A 20,140-nucleotide genomic window follows, 5' to 3' on the forward strand; every position below is an offset into this window, starting at 1 on the left:
TTGGCGAGGACTGATTCATGAGTCACACGACTGTCCAGCTTGCGTTGGGCAAGCAGAAGATCATCGAAGACATCAAGGTGCTGCTGAACGACTCGGAAGAGTTGTTGCGCCTGTCGTCGGCGCTGCCGGGCGAGGGCGTCGAGGCGCTGCGCTCGCGTCTGCGCGATCACGCCGACACGGCACGCGCCGCGCTCGAAGACGCGCAGGCGAACGCGCAAAGCCGTTATCGGGCGAGCATCGAATGCACCGAGCGGTACGTGCGCGAGAATCCGTGGCAGTCGCTCGGCATGGCGGCTGCTGCGGGTTTCCTGCTCGCCGCAATCATTTCGCGCTGATCGCGCGGATCGTTCGCCCGTTTCTGACGGGCGCGCGGCATCGAACTCAACGACACGGGAGAGAACAACAATGGCACGGTCATCGATTGGAGTGTTCGGCGCGCTTTTCGCCGTCGGCAGCGTGCTCGCCTGGAAATGGGTGCAGTCGCAGGACGCAAACGGGCGACGCGCCCTCAGCGGCACGAACCGCTGGCAAGGAGGACGCTCGCGCGGCGGAAAGTACGTCGTCGGCGGGACGCCGGACGCCTGGCATTTCCCAAAAAGCTGATCGCGCAATTCGCGTCGGCACCACGCGGTCGGGCGCATCGGCTCACTGCGCCGAGCCCTTCGCGATCCCCACGCAATAGAACGCACGCCCTCGCGGCGTGCGTTTTTATCTTGATAAACCCTTATAATCATTGAACCTCTGCCATAAGTCGCGAATTGGAAAAACTTACGGCTCAGAGACCCAAGCGTGCGGAACTTTCGGAAATTAATCTGTTTTCTGCGCTTCGCGGTCGGGTTTTAGCCCCACGGGCGCCCGACCCCCCAGACGCACCGGCCCGGACGGCCCCAGTCGCCCGGAGAAGACCACGCCGCCACGCGGCGTGTGACCCTGAAACGCTTTGGAAGAATTCGAGACGCAATGCCACACGTATTGATTGTCGATGACGATCCCAGTACCCGCGAGGCGCTAGCCGCGATCATCGGCGAAGACGGACTGACCACGGCCACCGCCAGCGATCTGCGCGAAGCGCGCATCCAGCTCGTGCGGCAGACGCCGGACGTCGTTTTCACCGACCTGAAACTGCCCGACGGAACGGGCGTCGACCTGTTCGAAGATCTCGATCCGCGCTCCGGCGTGGAATTTATCGTCATCACCGGGCATGCGACGGTCGAATCCGCCGTGAGCGCGCTCAAGATGGGCGCCGCCGATTACCTCGTCAAGCCCATCAACATGCAGCGCGTGAAGGCGATTTTGTCGCGCCTGCCGCGCGCCGGCGATCTGAAGGCGGAAATCGGCACGCTGCGCGGCGAGTTGCGCCGCATGGGCCGTTTCGGGCTCATGCTCGGCAATTCGCCCGCCATGCAAACGGTCTACGACCAGATCGGCCGCGTCGCGCCGACGGCGGCCTCCGTGCTGCTGATCGGCGAGTCGGGCACGGGGAAGGAAGTCGCCGCCCAGACGCTGCATGAGCTCAGCCTGCGCCGCAAGCATTCGTTCATCGCGGTGAACTGCGGTGCGATTTCGCCGAACCTGATCGAGTCCGAAATGTTCGGTCACGAACGCGGGTCGTTCACGGGCGCGGATCGTCAGCACAAGGGTTATTTCGAACGCGCGAACGGCGGCACGCTGTTCCTCGACGAAATCACCGAAATGCCGATCGAACTGCAGGTGAAGCTGCTTCGCGTGCTGGAGACGGGCATGTTCATGCGCGTCGGCACGACGAAGGAAATCGAGACCGACGTGCGCCTGATCGCCGCGACGAACCGCGATCCGGAGCAGGCCGTGCTCGAAGGCAAGCTGCGGCTCGACCTATACCACCGGCTCAACGTGTTCCCGATCAACCTGCCGCCGCTGCGCGAACGCGGCAAGGACGTGGAGCTGCTCGGACAGGCGTTCCTCGACGAGCTGAACGCCCGTTACAACACGAAGAAGGACTTCCCGCCGGCGGTGCGCGAGATGCTCGCGTCGTACAACTGGCCGGGGAACGTCCGCGAACTGAAGAACTACGTGCAGCGCGCGTACATCATGTCCGGCTCCGATTCCGACAGCACCGCGACCGTCCCGCTGCAAATCTCGCTGTCGCGGCCTTCGTCGGGCACGGCGGTGACGATTCCGTTCGGGACGTCGCTTGCGCAAGCGGATCGGCAACTGATTCTCGCGACGCTCGAACAATGCGGCGGCGTGAAGACGAGGGCGGCGGAAATCCTCGGCATCAGCCTGAAAACGCTCTACAACCGGCTCGTGGAGTACGGCGAGGATGCGAACAAGGCGGCCGTCGGCGAAGGCGGAGACGTGAACGAATCGGAAAGCGAAAATCGCTGAACGTCGCTTATCTTCACATGAAAACAACGCCCGCTGCTTGCAAAAAGCGCGGGCGTTTTTGTTGGCAGGCGCGCTTTCAGCAACGATAATGACAGGAATGGACGCGTCGGCCGAGGTGAAATCAGGGGCATAACCCTTGCTGCCGATCCATGCGACATCCGCGTTCGACGGGACAGCAGCCGCTCTCCGGACGAAGATGCAACCACGATCACAAGACCGCAAGGAGCCCGCAATGTCCGATTTCGCCTCCGAGCGCGCGCCGTTCAGCGCGCAGACGCCACAGCCGCCGGACCCGCCGGTGACGCCGCCAGATCCGCCGCCGCCGACGCCGATTCCGCCCGATACGAATCCAGACCCGACGCGCGATCCGCCCGAGCCGCCGACGCAGCCGATCGGCGATCCGCCGCCCGGGCCGAACGAAACACCGCATGTCCGCTGACGCGCGCGAGCCGCGGCGGACCGATTCACCGATGTCGTGCAAGCCTTGAACAATCTTCCATCCCGAGCGTAGGGATTACAACAGACAAAGTACGAATGACCGGCGTCGCCTACGGTGGCCGGTCGTTTCTTCTCAAACCGCGCTGCCGGCAGTCGCAAGCAAAGCCAGCAGCGCATCGGTCCGACGCCGCCGAGGTCCATTCGCGACGGCCTTCTTTCTGGAGGCATCAATGAGGCATCCCGCACTGCGACGCTCCGCGCGTCATTCGTCCAAGCGCGAAGCCCGCGCCGAAGCCGCGAAAAACGGCGCCGCGCCGACGTCGGTCACGCCGCCTGCGCATCACGACCCGGCCGGTCAGAACCGCCCTGCGCCTGGCGTTCCGCCCGATGGCGAACACAACCAGGGCGGCGTGCGCTCCGAAGGCATCGACTATCAGCGCGACCTCGGCTCCGAGCAGGACGCGTGAGCGTCATCCGCCCGGGCCAACCATCACAAGCATAAAGTTCTACGCGGCTGCGTTTCGCCGCGTGTTTTCGTTCGCCGGTAACATCTGGATACGAATTTCCCACTCGATAGCGGGCAAAAAGGCATAGGACTTGCATGTTTCTCGTCGCCAATTGAGCAGCAACGATAACTGATGGAGTGACGCCGTAATGAGCAGATTGATCGTGGTATCGAATCGCGTCGCGCCGGTCCAGGAAGGCAAGCCCAGCGCGGGCGGGCTCGCGATCGGCGTGCTGGACGCGCTCAAGGAGACGGGCGGCGTGTGGTTCGGCTGGAGCGGCGAGATCGTCGGCGAAGCGGCCGCGCCCGTTGTCGAGAAAAACGGCAACGTGACCTATGCCACCGTCGGACTCACGCGGCGCGACTACGACCAGTACTACCGCGGCTTCTCGAACGCGACGCTCTGGCCGACCTTCCACTATCGCAACGACCTCTCGCGCTTCGACCGCGAAGAATACGCAGGCTACATGCGCGTGAACGCGACGCTCGCCGCGAAGCTGAAGACGCTGCTGCAGCCGGAAGACATCATCTGGGTCCACGATTACCATCTGCTGCCGTTCGCGCAGGAGTTGCGCAAGATCGGCGTGACGAATCCCATCGGCTTCTTCCTGCACATTCCGTTTCCGGTGCCCGAAGTCATGCGCACGGTGCCGCCGCACGAGGAACTGATGACGGCGCTATGCCAGTTCGATGTCGTCGGCTTCCAGACGGAGAGCGACAAGCAGTCGTTCATCGACTACATCGAGCGCAGCGGCCGCGGCCATTTCAGCGACGACGGCATGTTGCAGGCGTTCGGGCGCATGCTGAAGGTGGGCGCGTATCCGATCGGCATCTATCCGGACGCGATCGCGAAAGCCGCCGAGCAATACTCGACGCGCAAGCAGGTCAAGAGCCTGCGCGACTCCATGCGCGGCCGCAAGCTCATCATGAGCGTGGACCGGCTGGATTATTCGAAGGGTCTCGTCGAGCGTTTTCAGGCATTCGAGCGGCTTCTGCTCAACGCGCCGGGCTGGCACGGCCGCGTGTCGCTCGTGCAGATCGCGCCGCCGACGCGCGCCGACGTGCAAACGTATCAGCGCATCCGCCAGAATCTGGAAGGCGAGGCGGGGCGCATCAACGGGCGTTTCGCGCAGCTCGACTGGACGCCGATTCAGTACCTCAATCGCAAGTACGAACGCAATCTGCTGATGGCGCTGTTCCGGCTGTCCCAGGTCGGCTATGTGACGCCGTTGCGCGACGGCATGAATCTGGTCGCGAAGGAGTACGTCGCATCGCAGGACCCGGAAGATCCGGGCGCGCTGGTGCTCTCGCAGTTCGCGGGCGCGGCGGATCAGTTGCCGGGCGCGCTCGTCGTCAATCCGTTCGATCTCTCGCAGATGTCCGAGGCGCTGGAGCGCGCGCTCTCGATGCCGCTCGCCGAACGCCAGGCGCGCCACGCCGACATGATGGCGCCTTTGCGCAAGAACAACCTCTCCGTCTGGCGTGATTCCTTCCTGTCGGATCTGCGCAGCGTCGCGACGGCGACGTCCGTGACGGCGAAAACGGTCAAGACGGTGAAGCAGGGCGCATCCGAAGCGAAGCGGGCGGCGCGGGCCTGATCGCTCGGCCGCCGCTTTACCACGAAGCCCCGCACATCGAAAGAAGCGCGGGGCTTTTCACTTGGGCGATGCCAAGCGCGGAACGGTCCTTGCGATCTCGTCATCGACACACTCGAAGGAGATCGATGATGACTGGAAGCACACTGAATCCGCCGGAAGAAGGCGGCACGGAATGGGGCAAGGGGCACGGCACCGGCGCGCTCGGCCCGAGCGATTCTTCGGACTCCGGCTCTGACGTGCAGGGCGAAATGCGTCGTCCGGGCGACATCGAAGACGAACTCGACGCCCACGCGCTCGGCCTGTCGGATGCGCAGCTCGACAGCGACAGCGATCGCTCCGGCACCGGCGAAGACGCATCCGCCGACGGCGACAACAATCTCTTCGCGAACGCGGACATTCTGCCCGATGGCGTCGAGGATGAAACGGAGATCACCGATCTCGCCGACGACGAAGCCGTCGATCCCGACGCCGACGAGGAAGACGTCTGACGGTTCCGGCCGGCCGGTCGCAAGAATGAAGCGCGCGCGGATCATTCCGTGCGCGCTTTTTTACGCGCATTGCCCGGGAACGCTAACATCGGCGGTCGAACCACGAAAAGCGCACGCCCGCGCCGCCCTTGCCGATGAACCGCCACGTTCCCGACCCGATGACACCGCTCGCCGAAGGCCGCACCACGCGCTTCGGCTGGCTTTCGTGGGTCGCCGATCCCGTCACGCAGTGGATTCAGGACCACTGCCTGATGTTCTCGGCGGCCATCTCGTTCTTCGCTGCGTTCTCGCTTGCGCCGACGCTCGTCATCGTGATCGCGGTAGCGAGCATCTTCTTCGGCGCGGACGCCGTACAGGGGCGCCTCTTCCATGAAATCAGCGGCATCGTCGGCGCGGACGCCGCGCATACGCTCGAAGCGATCGTCGCGAACGCGTGGCACGCGGACATGGCGCGCAGCACGGCGGTGCTGTCGATTGCGGGCGTGCTGGTCGGCGCGTCGGCCACGTTCTCGTCGCTGCACAGCGCGCTGAACGTCATCTGGCCCACGCCCCTCGTCAGTACGCGCGAGAGCATCGTCGGCCTGTTGCGCGTGCGGGTGATGTCGTTCGCGCTCGTGGTCGGCGCGGGGCTGCTCGTCGTCGCGCTGCTGCTGCTCGACGCGGCCGTCGAAGTGCTCGGCCATTGGGCGCTCGGCGACGGCAATCCGTTCGTCGTGCTATCGAGCCTCACGCGTCACGCCATTTCGCTGGCGATGCTGGTGCTCGCGTTCTCCGTCCTGCTCAAGTTTCTGCCGACGACGCGCATGCGCTGGCGCGACGCCGCGCTCGGCGCGGCCGCCGCGGCGCTGCTGTTCGAAGGCGGCAAGCGGCTTCTCGCGCTCTACGTGCAACACGCGGGCACGGCGAACATGTTCGGCGCGGCGGGATCGCTCGCCGTCATCCTCTTGTGGCTCTACTACTCGGCGGCGGTCTTTCTGCTGGGCGCCGAGATTTCCGCGACGGCGGCGCGCAAGCGCACGCATCGCGAGTCCGGCTGGCGCTGACGAAAAAAAGGCCGCCCGATCTGGGCGGCCCGACATGGCGCTTCCTGCTGTGCTGCTCTGCGATTCGCTTGACCGGGTCTTCGCTGAGTGCAGGGAGCGCGGAAACTGCTTGCGGCGTTCCGCCTCAAGCCTGCCTGCGCAGTTCCGCAGGCGGCACCTTCATCAGATGCCGATACTTCGCCACCGTGCGGCGCGCGACGATCACGCCCTGATCGGCGAGCATCTTCGCGAGACTCACGTCCGAGAGCGGATCGCGCGTGTTTTCCTTCGCGATCATTTCCTTCAGCAGCGCGCGCACTGCGGCGGCCGAGCACGTGCCGCCGCTTTCCGTGCTGAGTTCGCGCGGGAAGAAGTGCTTGAACTCGAAGATGCCGCGCGGCGTCGACATGTACTTGTTGCCCGTCGCGCGAGAAATGGTCGATTCGTGCAGGCCGAGCTCATCGGCGACATCGCGCAGGACGAGCGGCTTCAGCGCAATCTCGCCGTAGTCGAAGAACGCCTTCTGATGCGAGACGATGCATTCGGCCACGCGCTGAATCGTCGTGAAGCGCTGCTGCGCGTTGCGGATCAGCCAGCGCGCTTCCTGCAACTGCTGCGCGAGCGGCGAACGGCTCGCGCCGGCCGACTGCGCAAAGAGTTCCGCGTACATGCGATGGATGCGCGCGCGCGGCAGCACCGCCGGGTTGATCGTCACGACCCATTGCTTCTTGACCTGGCGCACGATCACGTCCGGCACCACGTAGTTGTCTTCGCTCTGGCCGTAGTTCTCGCCCGGCTTCGGGTCGAGACGGCGCACGAGCGCGCACGCGATGCGCAGTTCCTCGGCGCTGCAGCCGATCTTCTTCTGCAACTCGGCCTGCTCGCGGCGCGCGAGCCGCTCCAGATGATGCGCGACGATTTCTCGCGCCACGTCGCGGCCCGGCGTGTCTTCGGGCATCGCGTCGAGTTGCAGCGTCAGGCATTCGGACAGATTGCGCGCGCCGACGCCCGGCTTGTCGAGCGACTGCACGAGCTTGAGCGCGATATTAAGCTCGTCCTCGTTGATCGCCGGCTCGATGTCGACGACATCGGCCAGTTCGCTCAATTCCTGACGCAGATAGCCGTCATCGTCGAGCGCCTCGATGATGAGCTGCGCCACCGCGCGATCGCGTTCGTTGAGCTGATAGAGCCGCAGCGCGTCGTGCAGCGTTTCGTGCAGCGACGGTTCGATGCGGACCCAGTCGGCCGGATCGGAGCCTTCGCCATCGCCGTTGTTGCGCGATGCGTTGCGCCCGAACGGGTCGGACGAGAATTCGCTGATGGCGTCGTCGCGCGAACCGCTGTCCGCGCCGGAATCGCCGTCCATGCTGGTTTCCGAGGCGAGCGGCGCCTCGGCGGGGCTGTCGGCGGCGGGCGAGAGCGCGGTGTCGCTCATCGAGTTGCCGTTGTCCGCGCCGAGAGCGTTGTCCTCGGTTTGCGACTCGTCGTATTCGAGGAAGGGGTTGGTATCCAGCGCGTTACGCAGCTCTTGCTGAAATTCGAGCGACGAAAGCTGCAGCAGGCGTACCGACTGCTGCAGGCGCGGGGTGAGCGCAAGGCTTTGCTTGGTGCGGAGTTCGAGTGAAGGCGGCATTGCTTGCTAATCCTCGATGTTCTTGACGGGGTCGATGTGTGTGTCGACCAGCTAAAGCAACAGCTATGCCACCGATTGCTAAAGCCATGCTGAGCTTGAGTTTTTTCTCTCGGCGGGCGCCGCATTGATGCGTGCGGAAGGCCACTTTCACGCAGTTTTTACACGGGCTCAGACAAAAGCACCGCGCCGGGCGAGGCTTGGCGCGCGGGGTTTTCGCTGCCCTCGGCGGCATGGCGCGCGAGGGCGCCGAAACCGCTGAGTGCCCGCAGACTTCAGCCTTGCGAACGTGTTCGCCGCCGAACGAAGCTTTCGTCCGACGCGATCCGGCACGCATGTTGCGTCACCGTCCTCGCGGTCGGCGCGGCGACGCCGGCCGGATGACGCAGCATGCAACAGGCACCAGACCAGCAGCACAAACGGGGCGCTCCATCCATGTCCCGCGACCGAGCGGGTAAGACCGGGGCGCAAGACCAGAACTGAAAACAAGGAGTATCACTATGAAGACGACTCAATTCCTCAAAGCAGCCGGCGGTATCGCGTGCGTCGTGTTCGCGCTCAACGCAGGCGCTCAGATCAACTCGACGTCGTCCTCCTCGGGCTCGGAACCGTCCGTCGGCCAGAAAATGGATCAGGTCGGCAAGAAGGTGGATGACGGCGCGGTCACGACCAAGGTCAAGGCCGAACTGCTCAGCGCAAAGAACGTGAAGTCCACGCACATCCACGTGAAGACGCGCGGCGGCGTCGTTTCGCTGACCGGCACCGTGCCGTCGGCAGAAGACAAGACGAATGCCGAGCAGGTTGTCAAGGAAGTCTCGGGTGTTGCATCCGTGAAGAACCATCTTAAAATTGCTGCCGACTAACACGAAAGTGATGGCATAGTTCGTATGCCCGGCCTGCCTCGGCGGGTCAGGGCGCGAGCAAACGAACCCGCGCAGGCGTCCGGTATGTGGCCGAAGAAGGCTGCACACCGGGCTCCGGGCGCGGGTTCGCGCATCAGGCGGTCATGCCGCTCGCGGCTCGAAGCAGAAGATGCATCACCTCGCAGCATCGTTGACACCCTAAAAACAGACGGCCCGTTCAGGCGTCACTAGAGGCGGCGAGAAGCGCCGTACTGCGGCGCTAAAAGCCCCGGCAAAAGGAGCTCTTGATGAAGACGAAGAAGATGGCATTGATCGGCGCGCTTGCGCTCGCATTCACGACGACGGCGTTCGCGCAGGCATCGGACAGCGCCGCGACGACGGACGCGGCTTCCGGCGCGCATGCGAAGAAGAAGGGCACGTATCTGCATCAGCAGAACAAGAGCCACAAGCTGAAGGGCGCGTCGGCGGCCGCTGCCGCTTCGTCGCTCGGCACGAACGACAAGGGCCAGCCGCACTAAGCCGCCGCGGTTCGCGCTCGACAAAACGGCCACGTGAGTGGCCGTTTTGCTTTTCCATCGCCGCATGAAAGCGGCGATGGCCTGAGACAACGATTCGCGCTTTAGGACTTCGCGGCAGCGTACTGATCACGCAGATCGCGGATGCGGTCATGGTTCTCGACCACGCCCTGATACTGCCGCTCGACCACGGCGCGGATATCGGCCGGCAGGTCCTTGTCGAGCGCCTGGCGGTAGTTCTTCTTCGCCGCGTCCTCGCCGCGCTCGCATTCCGCGAGAACCGCGTGATCGGTCGGGCTCGTCACCGCCGACTTCACATCCACCCAGCCGCGATGCAGCGCGCCGGAGATCGAGCCGCCGGTTTCCGGCTTGCCGCCGAGACGCTGCACGAGACCTTGCAGTTCGATGGCGCCTTGCGCGCAGGCTTCCGCGCGGTTCTGGAACAACAGCTTGAGGCTCGGGTCACGCGTGTCTTCAGCGGCCTTGAGGAACCCCTTTTCCCCGTCCTTCGACGTTTCGATGAGGTCATTCAGTACCGATACGACGTTCGTGCTCATATACACCTCCTTTTAGTGACGAAGTTGCGTTCGACGCAGCCTCGGTGCGAGGCGCGCGCTTGCCGGTTAGGTATTGCACGTCGCGTGCCCGGACGGACGTATGCTGCGGCACGCGCATTGCTGGCCGTCTGCCGCAAATATCACGACGCGTCCCACGCAGGGCGCGCAGCGACAAAGGCAACAGGAAAATCGATGAAATGGTCACGCGTGCTCGCCAATCGCGAGCTTTTCGTATTCGTTGCGATCGTGGCGTCGGCGATCGCGCTGCACGTCCGTGCGGAAGCGATCGACCGGTCCGCTGCTTCGGCGGCTGCCGCGGCTATGCGCGCAGCTTATTCGCAGCTATGCGAGCCGTCGCCGCATGGCTCGACGCGAGCGCACCCGCGCCCCGCGGATTGCCGCCCGCGCGCGCGTATCGAGCCGACGCAGACCGAGCGGCTGTGGCTCTGATGCGGCGCATTGCTGCGTAGAACGAACAAGCATGAAGAACGCACGAAGAAGCGCCCGGCGAAAACCGGGCGCCCTAGCTTTTGTAGGCGTGATCTTCGAACCGTAACGATCAAACCGGTTGTGGCGGCTTGAGCGGATCGAAGTCGCTCCAGCGGCCTTGCTTCCAGCGGCCCGACGCGCGTTCGATATCCAGTCCGCCGGCTTCGCGCAGGATGTTCGCGGCGCGGTCATACGTCTCGGGCGACACATGCACAGCCACCAGCACGCCGGCATGACGCGTGGGCTCTTCCTCCGGTTGCGAGGGCGCGCCCGGCTTCTTCTTGGTATGCGACATCGCGCCCGCGAGCGAGCCGATATACGCGCCGACGCCGGCAGCGACGACCGACACGAGCAGCGGCGCCTTGAACAAGGCGAAGATCGCCGCGCCGATGACCGCGCCGATCACCGCGCCGATGGTCACGCCCTTGCCGGCGCCTTTGGGCGCGGCGCCCGCGCCCTTGTCGGTATGGACGTCGCCGCCGATCGGAAAGCGCGCGTGCTGCCCGCTCGGGTTCACGAAGAACAGCGTGACGTCCTCTTCCACGAAGCCGTTCGCGAAGAGCCGCTGGGCAGCCGTTTCTGCGTCAGGAAAAGTCTGGAACCGGCCCGCGATGATCAGGGACATGTTTCCTCCTTTTTAGTATCGGTTAATCGGATGTGGCCCGCGAATGCGGCTCGCGCGGCGCGGAGCCGTTCATAGACGCGCGCGGAATCAGTCCGGCTCCATGCCGGCCACGCGAAAGAGCCCGCTGCGCAGCACGACCGACTGGCCGCCGTTGTCGTCGAGCGCCTCGGCGCACACCGCGCGAATGCGCGCCGCGCCGCTTTCGAACGCGGGTAGCAGGTCTTCCTCGCGCGGCGACTTCGCGCCGAAATGGTCTTCCAGCGCCTCGGCGCTGATCGAGCAGACGACTGCTTCGCCATCGACGAGCGCCGTGAAGTGGATGGCGAGATCGTCGCCGTTGTAGACGGGGGGATCGTCGGAAAACGTAATGTGCATGGTCGAGTCCTCATAAGCCGGACGAGGGCCGGCGGACGCGCGAACGCATGGGGCGTCCGCGCGGTCGAGAAGGTGCCCGGCGCTCATGACGCCTTCGCCTTGGCTAGTTGCTGCGCCATCGCGTAGTGATGACGGAGGATCGGCAGTGCCTTCGCCGCCGCCGCCTTCAACGCGGCATCGTTGCCTTTTTCGCTCTCCTTCGCGAACAGCTCGACCGCCTTCTGATGCGCGGCGAGCGCGACTTTCTCAATATAGGCCTTGTCGAACTCGGCCCCCTTGAGATTTTGCAGACTGCCGGTGACGGACGAATCCGCGCTCGGCGGCGACGTGATCCCGTGGCGCTTCGCGATGACATCGAGGTTGCGCGCGAGCTTGGCGTGATCCGCGATCATTCGCTGTGCGAACTCCTTCACGTCCTTGTCGCCCGAGCGCGTGAGCGCCAGCTTGCTCGCCGCGATTTCGGTCGCGCCCGCGGTGCCGGCGTCCTGGATGAACTGCTGGTCGGCCGCCGAGAGCTTCTGCGATGGCGGCGCGTTCGCAGGCGTGCTGGCGCTCGCGGCGTCTTCGGTCTGCGCCTGGGCGAGGGTCGCGCAGGCCGCGAACAGAAGGGCGCTGAGACGGGCGATTAAACGGCTCTGGCGTGGCATCGGCGTGACTCCGGTTCGTGGGTCGAGCCGGCGCATTCAGGCAGCGCGCGCTTTGCTGAGCGCCTCGATCAGCGCCTGATTGAAGGCCGGCAGGTCGTCGGGCTTTCGGCTCGTGATGAGATTGCCGTCGATCTGCACTTCCTGGTCGACCCACGTGCCGCCGGCGTTGCGCACGTCGTCCTGAAGACTCGGCCAGCTCGTCATCGTGCGGCCCGCGACGATGCCCGCCGAGATCGGCAGCCAGCCGCCGTGGCAGATGACGGCGATCGGCTTCTTCGCCTGATCGGCTTCCTTGACGAAGGCTTGCGCTTTCGCGTCGAGGCGGATGGCATCGCCATTCACGACGCCGCCCGGCAACACGACGGCGTCGTAGTCTGCGGCGGTTGCTTCGTCGAGCGTGCGATCCACCTTCACGGTGTCGCCCTTGTCGACGTGCTTGAAACCCTGGATCTCGCCGGGCTTCTGCGAGATGACGTCGACCTGCGCGCCGGCTTCCTTCAGCGCGCGCTGCGGATCGACGAGTTCGGCCTGCTCGAAGCCGTCGACGGCGAGGATCGCTACCTTGTAGCCGTTGAGGGAAATCGCCATGAACACAACTCCTTTTATTGCTCGGTTCGGACGGTCGCGCGACAGATGTCTGCGCGGATTCACGCCCGAAAGGGGAGCAAGGGTTGTGCCCAATTGATCGCCTTATTGCTTGCGATGGATGCAGAAGCGGGCGTGATGGATGGCGGGCGAGTTGCAGCCGGAATGCGCGTAAGGCCGGTTCGACGCTGTGCTTGCTAGCGATGCGCAGGATGCGGATGACGGCTGATGACAGCCGCCGCCGCAGAGAATGCCGCCGCGACGCCGAGCGCGATTAACGGCCCGCGATGCGGATCTCGTCAATGAGGAGCGCCGCGCTTCACGCCGCTTCCACGCTCTGCTTACTGGCAAGCCGCAGCATGCTGACAACAGCCGCCGCCGCCGAAAACACCGCCGCAACCCCGAGCGCGATCAACGGCCCGCGATGCGGCTCCAGACCGAAAATCAGCGCGACGAGCGCGGCGCCGAGCGTCTGCCCCGTCAACCGCGCGGTGCCGAGCATGCCGCTCGCGCCGCCGCTGCGATGACGGGGCGCCGACGACAGCATCTGGCGATTGTTCGGCGACTGAAAGAGGCCGAAGCCGAGCCCGCAGATGGCCATGCGCCAGCTGATGTCGAAGGCTCCCGGATGCCCGCCGACGGTCGCGAGCAGAACGAGTCCCACGGTCAGCACAGCCAGCCCGATGCCGCCGAGCAATCCGGCGGGATAGCGGTCCGAGAGCACGCCCGCGAGCGGCGCGACGAACACGATCACGAACGGCCACGGCGTCATCAGAAAGCCGGTCTGTACCTGACTCATGCCGAAGCTGTCCTGCAGCAGAAACGGCAGCGAGACGAACGCGAGCATCTGCGCGCAGAACGAACACACCGACGTGCCGATCGAAAGCGCGAACACCGGAATGCGCAGCAAATCGACGGGCAAGAGCGGCGCGCTCTGGTTCAGTTGCCGCCGCACGAAGATCGTGCCGATCACGCCGGTCGCGATGAACTCTGCGATCACGAACGGGCGATGTTCGCCGTGGCCGAGTCCATCGACCGCGACGATCGCGATGCCGAAGAACAGCGCGTTGAGCACGGCGCTCACGTAATCGTACGGCTGCCGGTGGCCCGGCGTGCGCGGCAGCGACTTCATGCCGATGGCGAGCGCCGCGAGCCCGATCGGCACGTTGATCGCGAAGAGCCACGGCCACGACGCGACCGACAGCACGCCCGAGGCGACGGTCGGACCGATCACCGACGAGATCGCGACCACGGTGGCGTTGATGCTGACGCCGCGCCCCAGTTGCTTCTGCGGATAGATGATGCGCACGATGGCCGTGTTGACGCTCATGATCCCGGCCGCGCCGAAGCCCTGTACGACGCGCGTGAGAGTAAGCGCGACAAGCGATCCCGAGAGCGCGCAGCCGAGCGACGAGAGCGTGAACAGCGCGAGGCCGCCGAGATACACGCGCCGATAGCCGATCCGGTCGCCGAGCGAGGCGAGCGGCAACAGGGAGATGGTGACGGCGAGCTGATACGCGTTGACGACCCAGATGGACGAGGCGGGTGTCGCGGACAGGTTGCGCGCGATGGTCGGCAGCGCGACGTTGGCAATCGCGCCGTCGAGCACCGCGAGCGTGATGCCGAGCGCGACGACGACAATCGCCCAATAGCGTTGGGGAAGGGGCAGGCCTTGGTCGGAATCCATCGACGGATCTTGAGTGGCAAGGCGGCGCATTGTACGTCGCGCCGTTTTCAAATCGCTTGTGGCGTCGGGCCGCGTGATCGATCATGCGGCCCGGCCTGCGTGGCTCACGCGTTACTTGAGTTCGTAGAGACCCGTGTAGGTCGCCGAATCGATTTCGTTCAGGTGCGTCATGAAGCGCGCGACCGCGTTGGTCGCGTTGAGGTCGAGCGGCAGCTTTTCCGCCTGCAGCGCGTGAATGCGGAAGATGTAGCGATGCGGCTTGTCACCGCGCGGCGGCGCGGCCCCGCCGAAGCCGACCGTGCCGTAGTCGTTGCGCAGTTGCAGCGCGCCCGCAGGAAGCAGACTGCCGTCGGCCTTGCCGGCATTGCGCGGCAGCGAGCGGGCATCGGCCGGAATGTTGACCACGACCCAGTGCCAGAAGCCACTGCCCGTGGGCGCGTCCGGGTCGTACACGGTGAGCGCGAAACTTTTGGTGTCGGCGGGCGGGTCTTCCCACTGGAGCGCGGGAGAGATGTTCTCGCCCGACGTGCCGAACGCCTGCATGTCGAGTTCCTGCGCGCGGGTCATGAAACCGTTCGCTGGAAATTCGTCGGACCAGATGCGGAAATCAGCCATGAGAGTCATGCCTCCTGATGAGCGATAGAAGCGTGCCCCGCAGCGCGTGGCGCTTCTTCGATTGCGCGAAGCGACGCAGCGAATGTGCCCGCCATGGAGCGAGCGCCGGGGGAGCGCGTCGAGTGTAGCATCCGCCCCTGAATTTCTGCGGGCGGCTCATCGGCGATATACGCGGATTAAGAGGCGCCATGCCGCGATGCTCGATACAGGCGTCCGCCGCTATTGCGGCTGCGTGACTTCGTCGATACCGCGGTTCAGCGCGGGACACGCCTCGTCGATTTCCTTCTTGTACTCGGCCGGATTGCTCGTCTTCAGCTTGTCGAAGCGGTCCACCGTCGCTTGCGCCTGGCGATAACCGAGCGTCCATTCGGCCTCGAAGTCGGGCGCGTCCACGAAGTTGGCGCGCGCAGCGTCCTTGAAGCGCGCGACCTTGGCGGCATCGATATGGCAGATATCGGCCGCGCCGCGCGCGATGTTCGCGCTCGTCATGACGCCTTCGGCCGCGAGCAGTTGCGGCCTCGATGGATGGCCCGGCGGAAGCTGCGTTTGCGCCGACGCACTCGCGCAGAGCGTGCAAAACAAGGCCAAGCATGCGGCGAAAACTGCGGGACGCGGCATGTGGAATGAGTGGAATCGAATGAGGGAATCGGGCATCGAAAAAGTATAGATGAAGCCTTGAAAAGAAGGGCTTTCCTTGGCCAAGAAGGCTATGACCCCCATGCTAGAATCGTTTCCCAATGCCGTTCTCAGACGCAAACATGAAAAAAGCAAGCAAGGCCGCCACCGAGGTGAGCAAGGCCGCCAGTGCTGCGTCCACGCCGGCCGGATCGGAGGGGCGACGCAAGTACGATCCAGAGGAGACCAAGCGCAATATTCTCGACATCGCCACGCAGGAATTTTCGGCGATGGGCCTCACGGGCGCGCGCGTCGATGCCATCGCGGAGCGCACCAACACTACCAAGCGCATGCTGTACTACTACTTCGGCAGCAAGGAAGGGCTGTACGAGGCGGTGCTGGAACAGGTCTACGGCGATATCCGCGCGCTGGAACAGGAGCTGGAACTCGCGGAGATGGACCCTGAAGAGGCGCTGCGCGAGCTCATCGGTTTCACGTTCGACTACCACGACAAACATCGCGATTTCGTGCGTCTCGTGACGATCGAGAACGTGCACGGCGCGAAGTATGTCGAGCAGTCGAAGACCTTCAAATCGCGCAATGCCACAGTCGTCAAGACACTCGAAGATCTCATCGCGCGAGGCGTCGCGGCGGGGCGTTTTCGCGACGATGTCGAGCCGCTCGACCTGCATCTGATGATCAGCTCGTTCTGCTTTCATCGCGTGGCGAACCGCCATACGTGGAGCGCCGCATTCGGGCGCGATCCGTCCGGGCCGCGCTCGCGGGCGCGGCATCGCGAGATGATTATCGAAGCGGTGCTGTGCTACATGCGGCGCGAAGACTAAAACAAAACGGCGGCTCTCTTGCGAGGCCGCCGTTTTGTTTTCGATGCCGCGCTTAACTGGCGTCAGCGGGCAGCAAAGTCTGGAAGTGGGCGAACATGCGCTCGGCGTCCGGCTCGCGTCCCGTGAAGATGCGCAGCGCATCCACCGCCTGACACACCGCCATGCCGCCGCCGCTCACCGTGCGGCAACCGAGCGCCTTCGCCGTCTTGAGCAACTCGGTTTCGAGCGGAAAGTAGACGATCTCCGCCACCCACAAGTCCTTGTGCAGATACTCCGCGGGCAGCGGCATGCCGGGCAGCTTCGCCATGCCGGTCGGCGTCGCGTGAATCAGGCCGTTGGCCGGACGCAATGTCTCGCGCAGGTCGCCGCCGCTCGTCACTTCGCGATCCGGAAAGCGCGCCGCCAACTCCGCCGCGAGCGACGATGCGCGCGCCTCGTCCGAATCGAACAGCGTAAGCGCGTTCGCGCCCATGACGAGCGCCGCATGCGCGACCGCCGCGCCCGCGCCGCCCGCGCCCAGTTGCACGACGCGGCCGAGCGGCGCATCCGGCAGGCCGCGCTGGAACGCGCGCGCGAAGCCGGACCAGTCCGTGTTGTAGCCGATGCGCTTGCCGTCCCGCAGCACGACGGTATTCACCGCGCCGAGCGCGCGGGCGTCGGGATCGAGCTCGTCGAGCAATGGGATCACGCTTTGCTTGCACGGATACGTGATGTTCAGGCCGTCGTAGCCCATGCGCTCGGCGGCGATCAACAAGTCGGCAAGCGCGGACGGCTCCAGCTTCAGCGCCTGCAGGTCGATGCGCCGATACACGTAGTTCAGCCCGAGCACGCGGCCTTCCTGCTCGTGCATGGCGGGCGTCAGCGATCCGGCGATGCCCGAGCCGATCAGTCCGATCAGATACGAAGTTTTGCTGGTCATGCGAGTGCTCCCGCGAGAAGAGGCTAGACGCTCGCACGTAGCGTACAGCAGTGAAAGAGGGCGCGATGGTGCAGTGCGGCGATTGCAAGCGCAGTGTGCGCGTGCGCGCGCATCCTGTCCTTCGGTATTTTCACGTATTTTGTACCATCTAGTTAGTTTGTTATGCTCGCACACAATGACGTGGACTGCGTGCAGAGCGCCTACACTCTAACGGTTCACCCCGCAACGAAATGCAGAGGAGGCAGCGATGCCGCGTTCCATCCCGACATCCATCGCGACGGTATCCATCAGCGGGACGCTCGTCGAAAAGCTGAAGGCCATTCGCGCGGCGGGCTTCGACGGCGTCGAGATCTTCGAAAACGATCTGCTCTACTTCGACGGCACGCCCGCCGACGTCCGGCGTCTGTGCGACGACCTGGGCCTCGCCATCTATCTGTTCCAGCCGTTTCGCGATTTCGAGGGCGTGAGCGGCGAGCGGCTCGCCAAGAACGTCGAGCGCGCGAAACGCAAGTTCGACCTGATGCACGAACTGGGCGCGGACCGCATGCTCGCGTGCAGCAACGTGTCGCCGGACACCGTCGCCGACGACGCGCTCATCGTCGATCAGCTCGGCGTGCTCGCGCGCCTCGCCGAGGAAGCGGGCGTGATCGTCGGCTACGAGGCGCTCGCGTGGGGCCGGCACGTCAACTCGTACAAGCACGCTTGGCGGCTGGTGGATGCCGTGAATCATCCGAGCCTCGGTCTCGTGCTCGACAGCTTCCATACGCTGTCCATTGCCGATTCCGTCGATGAGATCGCGGCCATTCCCGGCGATCGCATCGCCTTCGTGCAGATCGCCGATGCGCCCGTGCTCTCGATGGACGTGCTCGAATGGAGCCGTCACTATCGCTGTTTTCCGGGGCAGGGCGCATTCGATGTCGCCGGATTCATGGCGCGCGTGCTGGAGGCGGGCTACACCGGGCCGCTGTCGCTCGAAATCTTCAACGACGGCTTTCGCGCCGCGCCGACCGCCATCACCGCGGCGGACGGGCATCGCTCGTTGCGCTTTCTCGAAGAGCAGACACGCGCGCGCATGGGCGAGCGCGCGCCCGCGGAACTCTTCGATCCGCCCGCGCCGCCCGCGCACATCGGCTTCCAGTTCCTCGAATTCGCCGTGGACGACACGACGCGCGAGCACGTCGCCGACTGGCTGCGCAAGCTCGGCTTCCGGCTCGCGGGCACGCATCGGTCGAAGGACGTGACGCTGTATCGGCACGGCGCGGGATCGATCGTGCTGAACGCGGAAGCCGATTCTTTCGCGAGCGCGTTCTTTCAGCAGCACGGCTTGTCGCTGTGCGCGTCGGCGTTTCATGTCGATGACGCCAAATGCGCGTTCGAGCGCGCCGCCGCTTACGGCTCGAAGCCGTTCTCGGGCCGCGTGGGACCGAACGAGCGCGTGGTGCCGGGCGTGCAGTCGCCGGACGGCAGCCTCGACTATTTCGTCGATGAAGCGCCCGGCGCGCCGACGTTATGGGAATCGGACTTCGTTCTGACGGATATCGACGGCCCTTACGAAGTCGGGCCGCTTTCGCGCATCGATCACGTGTGCCTTTCGCTGCCGGCCGAGGCGCTCGATACGTGGGTGCTCTTCTTCCGCAGCGCGTTCGGCTTCGAGACGGAAGCGAGCGTGCTCGTGCCCGATCCGTACGGGCTCGTGCGCAGCCGCGCGGTGCGAAGCCGCGATGGCTCCGTGCGCATTGCCCTCAACGCGTCGATGGACCGCTTCACGGCCGTGTCGGAATCGCTCTCGACGTATCGCGGCTCGGGGTTGAATCACGTCGCGTTCAGCACGCCCGACATCTTCGACGCGATTCCTCGCTTGGAGGCGGACGGCGTGCAGTTCCTGCGCATTCCGCGCAATTACTACGACGACCTCGTGGCGCGCTACGGCCTGCCCGACGAGCAGATCGACGCGATGCGCGAACACAACATCCTCTACGACCGCGACGAGCGCGGCGGCGAGTTCTTCCACGCCTACACGGAGCAGCTCGATCAGCGCTTCTTTCTCGAAGTGATCGAGCGACGCGGTGGCTACGATGGCTACGGCGCGGCGAACGCGGCGGTGCGGCTAGCGGCGCACGCGCAGCAACAGCGCGCTCGGCAGGCAGCGTAGGGCAGTATCGGCGCAAATACCGCCTCGCATGTCACTGACTTGCGCCGCGCGCCGCCTATCATGGAATCATCACGGCAGCCGCAAGCAGGAGGGCGCCATGCTCGATTTCTCCGACATCCTCATCGGCGTCGCGGCGCTCGCCGCGATCGGCCTCGTGTTGCTCGCGCATGATTGGCGCGACGAATATCGCGAGAGGCGGGCGCATCGCGGGAAAGCAGCGACGCGCGCGGCCGCGCCGGGCCATTCGCTGCGCGAGTGGTGGCTCAGGCACCGGCACTGACCGACGGGCCGCTCACGCGCCTGACGCGGCTTGCGGATCGTCGGGCGCGGGGCGTTCTGCATCGGCATCGCTCGTGGCCGACGCGGCTTCGAACGCATCGATCACGAGATACAGCCGGTGGACGATCTGAATCTGCGTATGCGACAGATGTGCCTGCCGCGTGATGGCAGCCAGCCGCTCCCGCCAATACGAGGGCGGCAGCAATGGACCGCCGAGATCGCAAGACAGCGAACGACGCAGCACCTTCTGAAGATGCGCGAGGTCCTGGTCTGCCAGCAACGCCGAAAACGCGCCCTGGGGCTTGATATCGGATGTGGGGTCCATGT

At 65.0% G+C, this 20,140-nt stretch carries 25 protein-coding genes; 14 read left to right on the forward strand and 11 right to left on the reverse strand.

Features of this window, described 5'->3' with window-relative positions; all coding sequences use genetic code 11:
• Positions 1 to 17: 17 nt before the first annotated feature.
• From LDZ24_RS03855 to LDZ24_RS03890, 8 genes are all read left to right on the forward strand, one after another.
• A complete protein-coding gene (locus tag LDZ24_RS03855; RefSeq protein ID WP_248321678.1) occupies positions 18 to 335 on the forward strand; it encodes a YqjD family protein in 318 nt (105 codons plus the stop codon).
• Positions 336 to 405: 70 nt separating this feature from the next.
• Complete coding sequence (locus tag LDZ24_RS03860) at positions 406 to 603, forward strand: hypothetical protein (protein ID WP_248321679.1); 198 nt, start codon at positions 406 to 408, stop codon at positions 601 to 603.
• 357 nt (positions 604 to 960) lie between these two features.
• A complete protein-coding gene (locus LDZ24_RS03865; protein WP_175939826.1) occupies positions 961 to 2,364 on the forward strand; it encodes a sigma-54 dependent transcriptional regulator in 1,404 nt (467 codons plus the stop codon).
• Between the two features lie 232 nt (positions 2,365 to 2,596).
• A complete protein-coding gene (locus LDZ24_RS03870) occupies positions 2,597 to 2,803 on the forward strand; it encodes a hypothetical protein (protein WP_248321680.1) in 207 nt (68 codons plus the stop codon).
• Between the two features lie 229 nt (positions 2,804 to 3,032).
• The gene (locus tag LDZ24_RS03875) at positions 3,033 to 3,269 is read left to right on the forward strand and encodes a hypothetical protein (RefSeq protein WP_175939828.1); all 237 of its coding nucleotides are present in this window, start codon (positions 3,033 to 3,035) and stop codon (positions 3,267 to 3,269) included.
• Between the two features lie 187 nt (positions 3,270 to 3,456).
• Positions 3,457 to 4,905 carry an alpha,alpha-trehalose-phosphate synthase (UDP-forming) gene (otsA, locus tag LDZ24_RS03880; RefSeq protein WP_248321681.1) on the forward strand — a complete coding sequence of 483 codons (1,449 nt, stop codon included), beginning with the start codon at positions 3,457 to 3,459 and terminating at the stop codon, positions 4,903 to 4,905.
• Between the two features lie 125 nt (positions 4,906 to 5,030).
• A complete protein-coding gene (locus LDZ24_RS03885; RefSeq protein ID WP_175939830.1) occupies positions 5,031 to 5,393 on the forward strand; it encodes a chemotaxis protein in 363 nt (120 codons plus the stop codon).
• Positions 5,394 to 5,527: 134 nt separating this feature from the next.
• Positions 5,528 to 6,436: a YihY/virulence factor BrkB family protein gene (locus LDZ24_RS03890; RefSeq protein ID WP_248321682.1), complete on the forward strand. Its 909-nt coding sequence runs from the start codon at positions 5,528 to 5,530 to the stop codon at positions 6,434 to 6,436.
• 124 nt (positions 6,437 to 6,560) lie between these two features.
• Here LDZ24_RS03890 and LDZ24_RS03895 read toward each other — a convergent pair whose 3' ends face one another.
• The gene (locus tag LDZ24_RS03895; RefSeq protein ID WP_206467814.1) at positions 6,561 to 8,048 is read right to left on the reverse strand and encodes an RNA polymerase factor sigma-54; all 1,488 of its coding nucleotides are present in this window, start codon (positions 8,046 to 8,048) and stop codon (positions 6,561 to 6,563) included.
• Between the two features lie 497 nt (positions 8,049 to 8,545).
• Between LDZ24_RS03895 and LDZ24_RS03900 the strand changes: the two genes are divergently transcribed.
• Both LDZ24_RS03900 and LDZ24_RS03905 read left to right on the forward strand, forming a co-directional pair.
• The gene (locus LDZ24_RS03900; protein WP_248321683.1) at positions 8,546 to 8,908 is read left to right on the forward strand and encodes a BON domain-containing protein; all 363 of its coding nucleotides are present in this window, start codon (positions 8,546 to 8,548) and stop codon (positions 8,906 to 8,908) included.
• A 287-nt stretch (positions 8,909 to 9,195) separates the two neighbouring features.
• On the forward strand, positions 9,196 to 9,426 hold the full coding sequence (locus tag LDZ24_RS03905; RefSeq protein ID WP_244848233.1) for a hypothetical protein: 231 nt from the start codon (positions 9,196 to 9,198) through the stop codon (positions 9,424 to 9,426).
• Positions 9,427 to 9,527: 101 nt separating this feature from the next.
• Here LDZ24_RS03905 and LDZ24_RS03910 read toward each other — a convergent pair whose 3' ends face one another.
• Positions 9,528 to 9,980 carry a PA2169 family four-helix-bundle protein gene (locus LDZ24_RS03910; protein WP_175939835.1) on the reverse strand — a complete coding sequence of 151 codons (453 nt, stop codon included), beginning with the start codon at positions 9,978 to 9,980 and terminating at the stop codon, positions 9,528 to 9,530.
• 192 nt (positions 9,981 to 10,172) lie between these two features.
• Here LDZ24_RS03910 and LDZ24_RS03915 point away from each other — a divergent pair, with 192 nt between their 5' ends.
• On the forward strand, positions 10,173 to 10,430 hold the full coding sequence (locus LDZ24_RS03915; protein WP_248321684.1) for a hypothetical protein: 258 nt from the start codon (positions 10,173 to 10,175) through the stop codon (positions 10,428 to 10,430).
• Between the two features lie 109 nt (positions 10,431 to 10,539).
• Here the strand turns inward: LDZ24_RS03915 and LDZ24_RS03920 are convergent, their stop codons facing one another.
• From LDZ24_RS03920 to LDZ24_RS03950, 7 genes are all read right to left on the reverse strand, one after another.
• Positions 10,540 to 11,094 carry a hypothetical protein gene (locus LDZ24_RS03920; protein WP_248321685.1) on the reverse strand — a complete coding sequence of 185 codons (555 nt, stop codon included), beginning with the start codon at positions 11,092 to 11,094 and terminating at the stop codon, positions 10,540 to 10,542.
• 87 nt (positions 11,095 to 11,181) lie between these two features.
• Positions 11,182 to 11,469: a DUF1488 domain-containing protein gene (locus LDZ24_RS03925; RefSeq protein ID WP_248321686.1), complete on the reverse strand. Its 288-nt coding sequence runs from the start codon at positions 11,467 to 11,469 to the stop codon at positions 11,182 to 11,184.
• Between the two features lie 83 nt (positions 11,470 to 11,552).
• Positions 11,553 to 12,116, reverse strand: coding sequence for a DUF4142 domain-containing protein (locus tag LDZ24_RS03930; RefSeq protein WP_248321687.1), 564 nt, complete (start codon positions 12,114 to 12,116; stop codon positions 11,553 to 11,555).
• Between the two features lie 36 nt (positions 12,117 to 12,152).
• On the reverse strand, positions 12,153 to 12,704 hold the full coding sequence (locus LDZ24_RS03935) for a type 1 glutamine amidotransferase domain-containing protein (RefSeq protein WP_248321688.1): 552 nt from the start codon (positions 12,702 to 12,704) through the stop codon (positions 12,153 to 12,155).
• A 316-nt stretch (positions 12,705 to 13,020) separates the two neighbouring features.
• Positions 13,021 to 14,388 (reverse strand): MFS transporter, encoded by a 1,368-nt coding sequence (locus tag LDZ24_RS03940; protein ID WP_350029420.1) that lies wholly within the window; start codon positions 14,386 to 14,388, stop codon positions 13,021 to 13,023.
• Positions 14,389 to 14,499: 111 nt separating this feature from the next.
• A complete protein-coding gene (locus LDZ24_RS03945) occupies positions 14,500 to 15,003 on the reverse strand; it encodes a YbhB/YbcL family Raf kinase inhibitor-like protein (protein ID WP_175939842.1) in 504 nt (167 codons plus the stop codon).
• 219 nt (positions 15,004 to 15,222) lie between these two features.
• Positions 15,223 to 15,492 (reverse strand): hypothetical protein, encoded by a 270-nt coding sequence (locus LDZ24_RS03950; RefSeq protein ID WP_244848240.1) that lies wholly within the window; start codon positions 15,490 to 15,492, stop codon positions 15,223 to 15,225.
• Positions 15,493 to 15,761: 269 nt separating this feature from the next.
• On the opposite strand from LDZ24_RS03950, the gene LDZ24_RS03955 reads away from it, so the two are divergent.
• Positions 15,762 to 16,463, forward strand: a complete 702-nt coding sequence (locus LDZ24_RS03955) for a TetR family transcriptional regulator (protein ID WP_248321690.1) — start codon at positions 15,762 to 15,764, stop codon at positions 16,461 to 16,463.
• 52 nt (positions 16,464 to 16,515) lie between these two features.
• On the opposite strand, the gene LDZ24_RS03960 is transcribed toward LDZ24_RS03955, so the two are convergent.
• On the reverse strand, positions 16,516 to 17,382 hold the full coding sequence (locus LDZ24_RS03960) for a shikimate dehydrogenase (RefSeq protein ID WP_248321692.1): 867 nt from the start codon (positions 17,380 to 17,382) through the stop codon (positions 16,516 to 16,518).
• 259 nt (positions 17,383 to 17,641) lie between these two features.
• Here LDZ24_RS03960 and LDZ24_RS03965 point away from each other — a divergent pair, with 259 nt between their 5' ends.
• Both LDZ24_RS03965 and LDZ24_RS03970 read left to right on the forward strand, forming a co-directional pair.
• Positions 17,642 to 19,534 carry a bifunctional sugar phosphate isomerase/epimerase/4-hydroxyphenylpyruvate dioxygenase family protein gene (locus tag LDZ24_RS03965; RefSeq protein ID WP_248322265.1) on the forward strand — a complete coding sequence of 631 codons (1,893 nt, stop codon included), beginning with the start codon at positions 17,642 to 17,644 and terminating at the stop codon, positions 19,532 to 19,534.
• 97 nt (positions 19,535 to 19,631) lie between these two features.
• Positions 19,632 to 19,814, forward strand: a complete 183-nt coding sequence (locus LDZ24_RS03970; RefSeq protein ID WP_248321693.1) for a hypothetical protein — start codon at positions 19,632 to 19,634, stop codon at positions 19,812 to 19,814.
• Between the two features lie 12 nt (positions 19,815 to 19,826).
• Here the strand turns inward: LDZ24_RS03970 and LDZ24_RS03975 are convergent, their stop codons facing one another.
• Entirely contained in the window at positions 19,827 to 20,138 is a 312-nt protein-coding gene (locus tag LDZ24_RS03975) for a hypothetical protein (protein ID WP_248321694.1), read from the reverse strand.
• Positions 20,139 to 20,140 lie beyond the last annotated feature (2 nt).

This window comes from Caballeronia sp. Sq4a, assembly GCF_023170545.1.
Lineage (GTDB): Bacteria > Pseudomonadota > Gammaproteobacteria > Burkholderiales > Burkholderiaceae > Caballeronia.

Excerpts from the sequence above, each read along its gene's own strand:
- LDZ24_RS03855 (WP_248321678.1), top strand. The coding sequence starts at position 18 with ATGAGTCACACGACTGTCCAGCTTGCGTTGGGCAAGCAGAAGATCATC.
- LDZ24_RS03860 (WP_248321679.1), top strand. The coding sequence starts at position 406 with ATGGCACGGTCATCGATTGGAGTGTTCGGCGCGCTTTTCGCCGTCGGC.
- LDZ24_RS03865 (WP_175939826.1), top strand. The coding sequence starts at position 961 with ATGCCACACGTATTGATTGTCGATGACGATCCCAGTACCCGCGAGGCG.
- LDZ24_RS03870 (WP_248321680.1), top strand. The coding sequence starts at position 2,597 with ATGTCCGATTTCGCCTCCGAGCGCGCGCCGTTCAGCGCGCAGACGCCA.
- LDZ24_RS03875 (WP_175939828.1), top strand. The coding sequence starts at position 3,033 with ATGAGGCATCCCGCACTGCGACGCTCCGCGCGTCATTCGTCCAAGCGC.
- otsA (WP_248321681.1), top strand. The coding sequence starts at position 3,457 with ATGAGCAGATTGATCGTGGTATCGAATCGCGTCGCGCCGGTCCAGGAA.
- LDZ24_RS03885 (WP_175939830.1), top strand. The coding sequence starts at position 5,031 with ATGATGACTGGAAGCACACTGAATCCGCCGGAAGAAGGCGGCACGGAA.
- LDZ24_RS03890 (WP_248321682.1), top strand. The coding sequence starts at position 5,528 with ATGAACCGCCACGTTCCCGACCCGATGACACCGCTCGCCGAAGGCCGC.
- LDZ24_RS03895 (WP_206467814.1), bottom strand. The coding sequence starts at position 8,048 with ATGCCGCCTTCACTCGAACTCCGCACCAAGCAAAGCCTTGCGCTCACC.
- LDZ24_RS03900 (WP_248321683.1), top strand. The coding sequence starts at position 8,546 with ATGAAGACGACTCAATTCCTCAAAGCAGCCGGCGGTATCGCGTGCGTC.
- LDZ24_RS03905 (WP_244848233.1), top strand. The coding sequence starts at position 9,196 with ATGAAGACGAAGAAGATGGCATTGATCGGCGCGCTTGCGCTCGCATTC.
- LDZ24_RS03910 (WP_175939835.1), bottom strand. The coding sequence starts at position 9,980 with ATGAGCACGAACGTCGTATCGGTACTGAATGACCTCATCGAAACGTCG.
- LDZ24_RS03915 (WP_248321684.1), top strand. The coding sequence starts at position 10,173 with ATGAAATGGTCACGCGTGCTCGCCAATCGCGAGCTTTTCGTATTCGTT.
- LDZ24_RS03920 (WP_248321685.1), bottom strand. The coding sequence starts at position 11,094 with ATGTCCCTGATCATCGCGGGCCGGTTCCAGACTTTTCCTGACGCAGAA.
- LDZ24_RS03925 (WP_248321686.1), bottom strand. The coding sequence starts at position 11,469 with ATGCACATTACGTTTTCCGACGATCCCCCCGTCTACAACGGCGACGAT.
- LDZ24_RS03930 (WP_248321687.1), bottom strand. The coding sequence starts at position 12,116 with ATGCCACGCCAGAGCCGTTTAATCGCCCGTCTCAGCGCCCTTCTGTTC.
- LDZ24_RS03935 (WP_248321688.1), bottom strand. The coding sequence starts at position 12,704 with ATGGCGATTTCCCTCAACGGCTACAAGGTAGCGATCCTCGCCGTCGAC.
- LDZ24_RS03940 (WP_350029420.1), bottom strand. The coding sequence starts at position 14,388 with ATGGATTCCGACCAAGGCCTGCCCCTTCCCCAACGCTATTGGGCGATT.
- LDZ24_RS03945 (WP_175939842.1), bottom strand. The coding sequence starts at position 15,003 with ATGGCTGATTTCCGCATCTGGTCCGACGAATTTCCAGCGAACGGTTTC.
- LDZ24_RS03950 (WP_244848240.1), bottom strand. The coding sequence starts at position 15,492 with ATGACGAGCGCGAACATCGCGCGCGGCGCGGCCGATATCTGCCATATC.
- LDZ24_RS03955 (WP_248321690.1), top strand. The coding sequence starts at position 15,762 with ATGAAAAAAGCAAGCAAGGCCGCCACCGAGGTGAGCAAGGCCGCCAGT.
- LDZ24_RS03960 (WP_248321692.1), bottom strand. The coding sequence starts at position 17,382 with ATGACCAGCAAAACTTCGTATCTGATCGGACTGATCGGCTCGGGCATC.
- LDZ24_RS03970 (WP_248321693.1), top strand. The coding sequence starts at position 19,632 with ATGCTCGATTTCTCCGACATCCTCATCGGCGTCGCGGCGCTCGCCGCG.
- LDZ24_RS03975 (WP_248321694.1), bottom strand. The coding sequence starts at position 20,138 with ATGGACCCCACATCCGATATCAAGCCCCAGGGCGCGTTTTCGGCGTTG.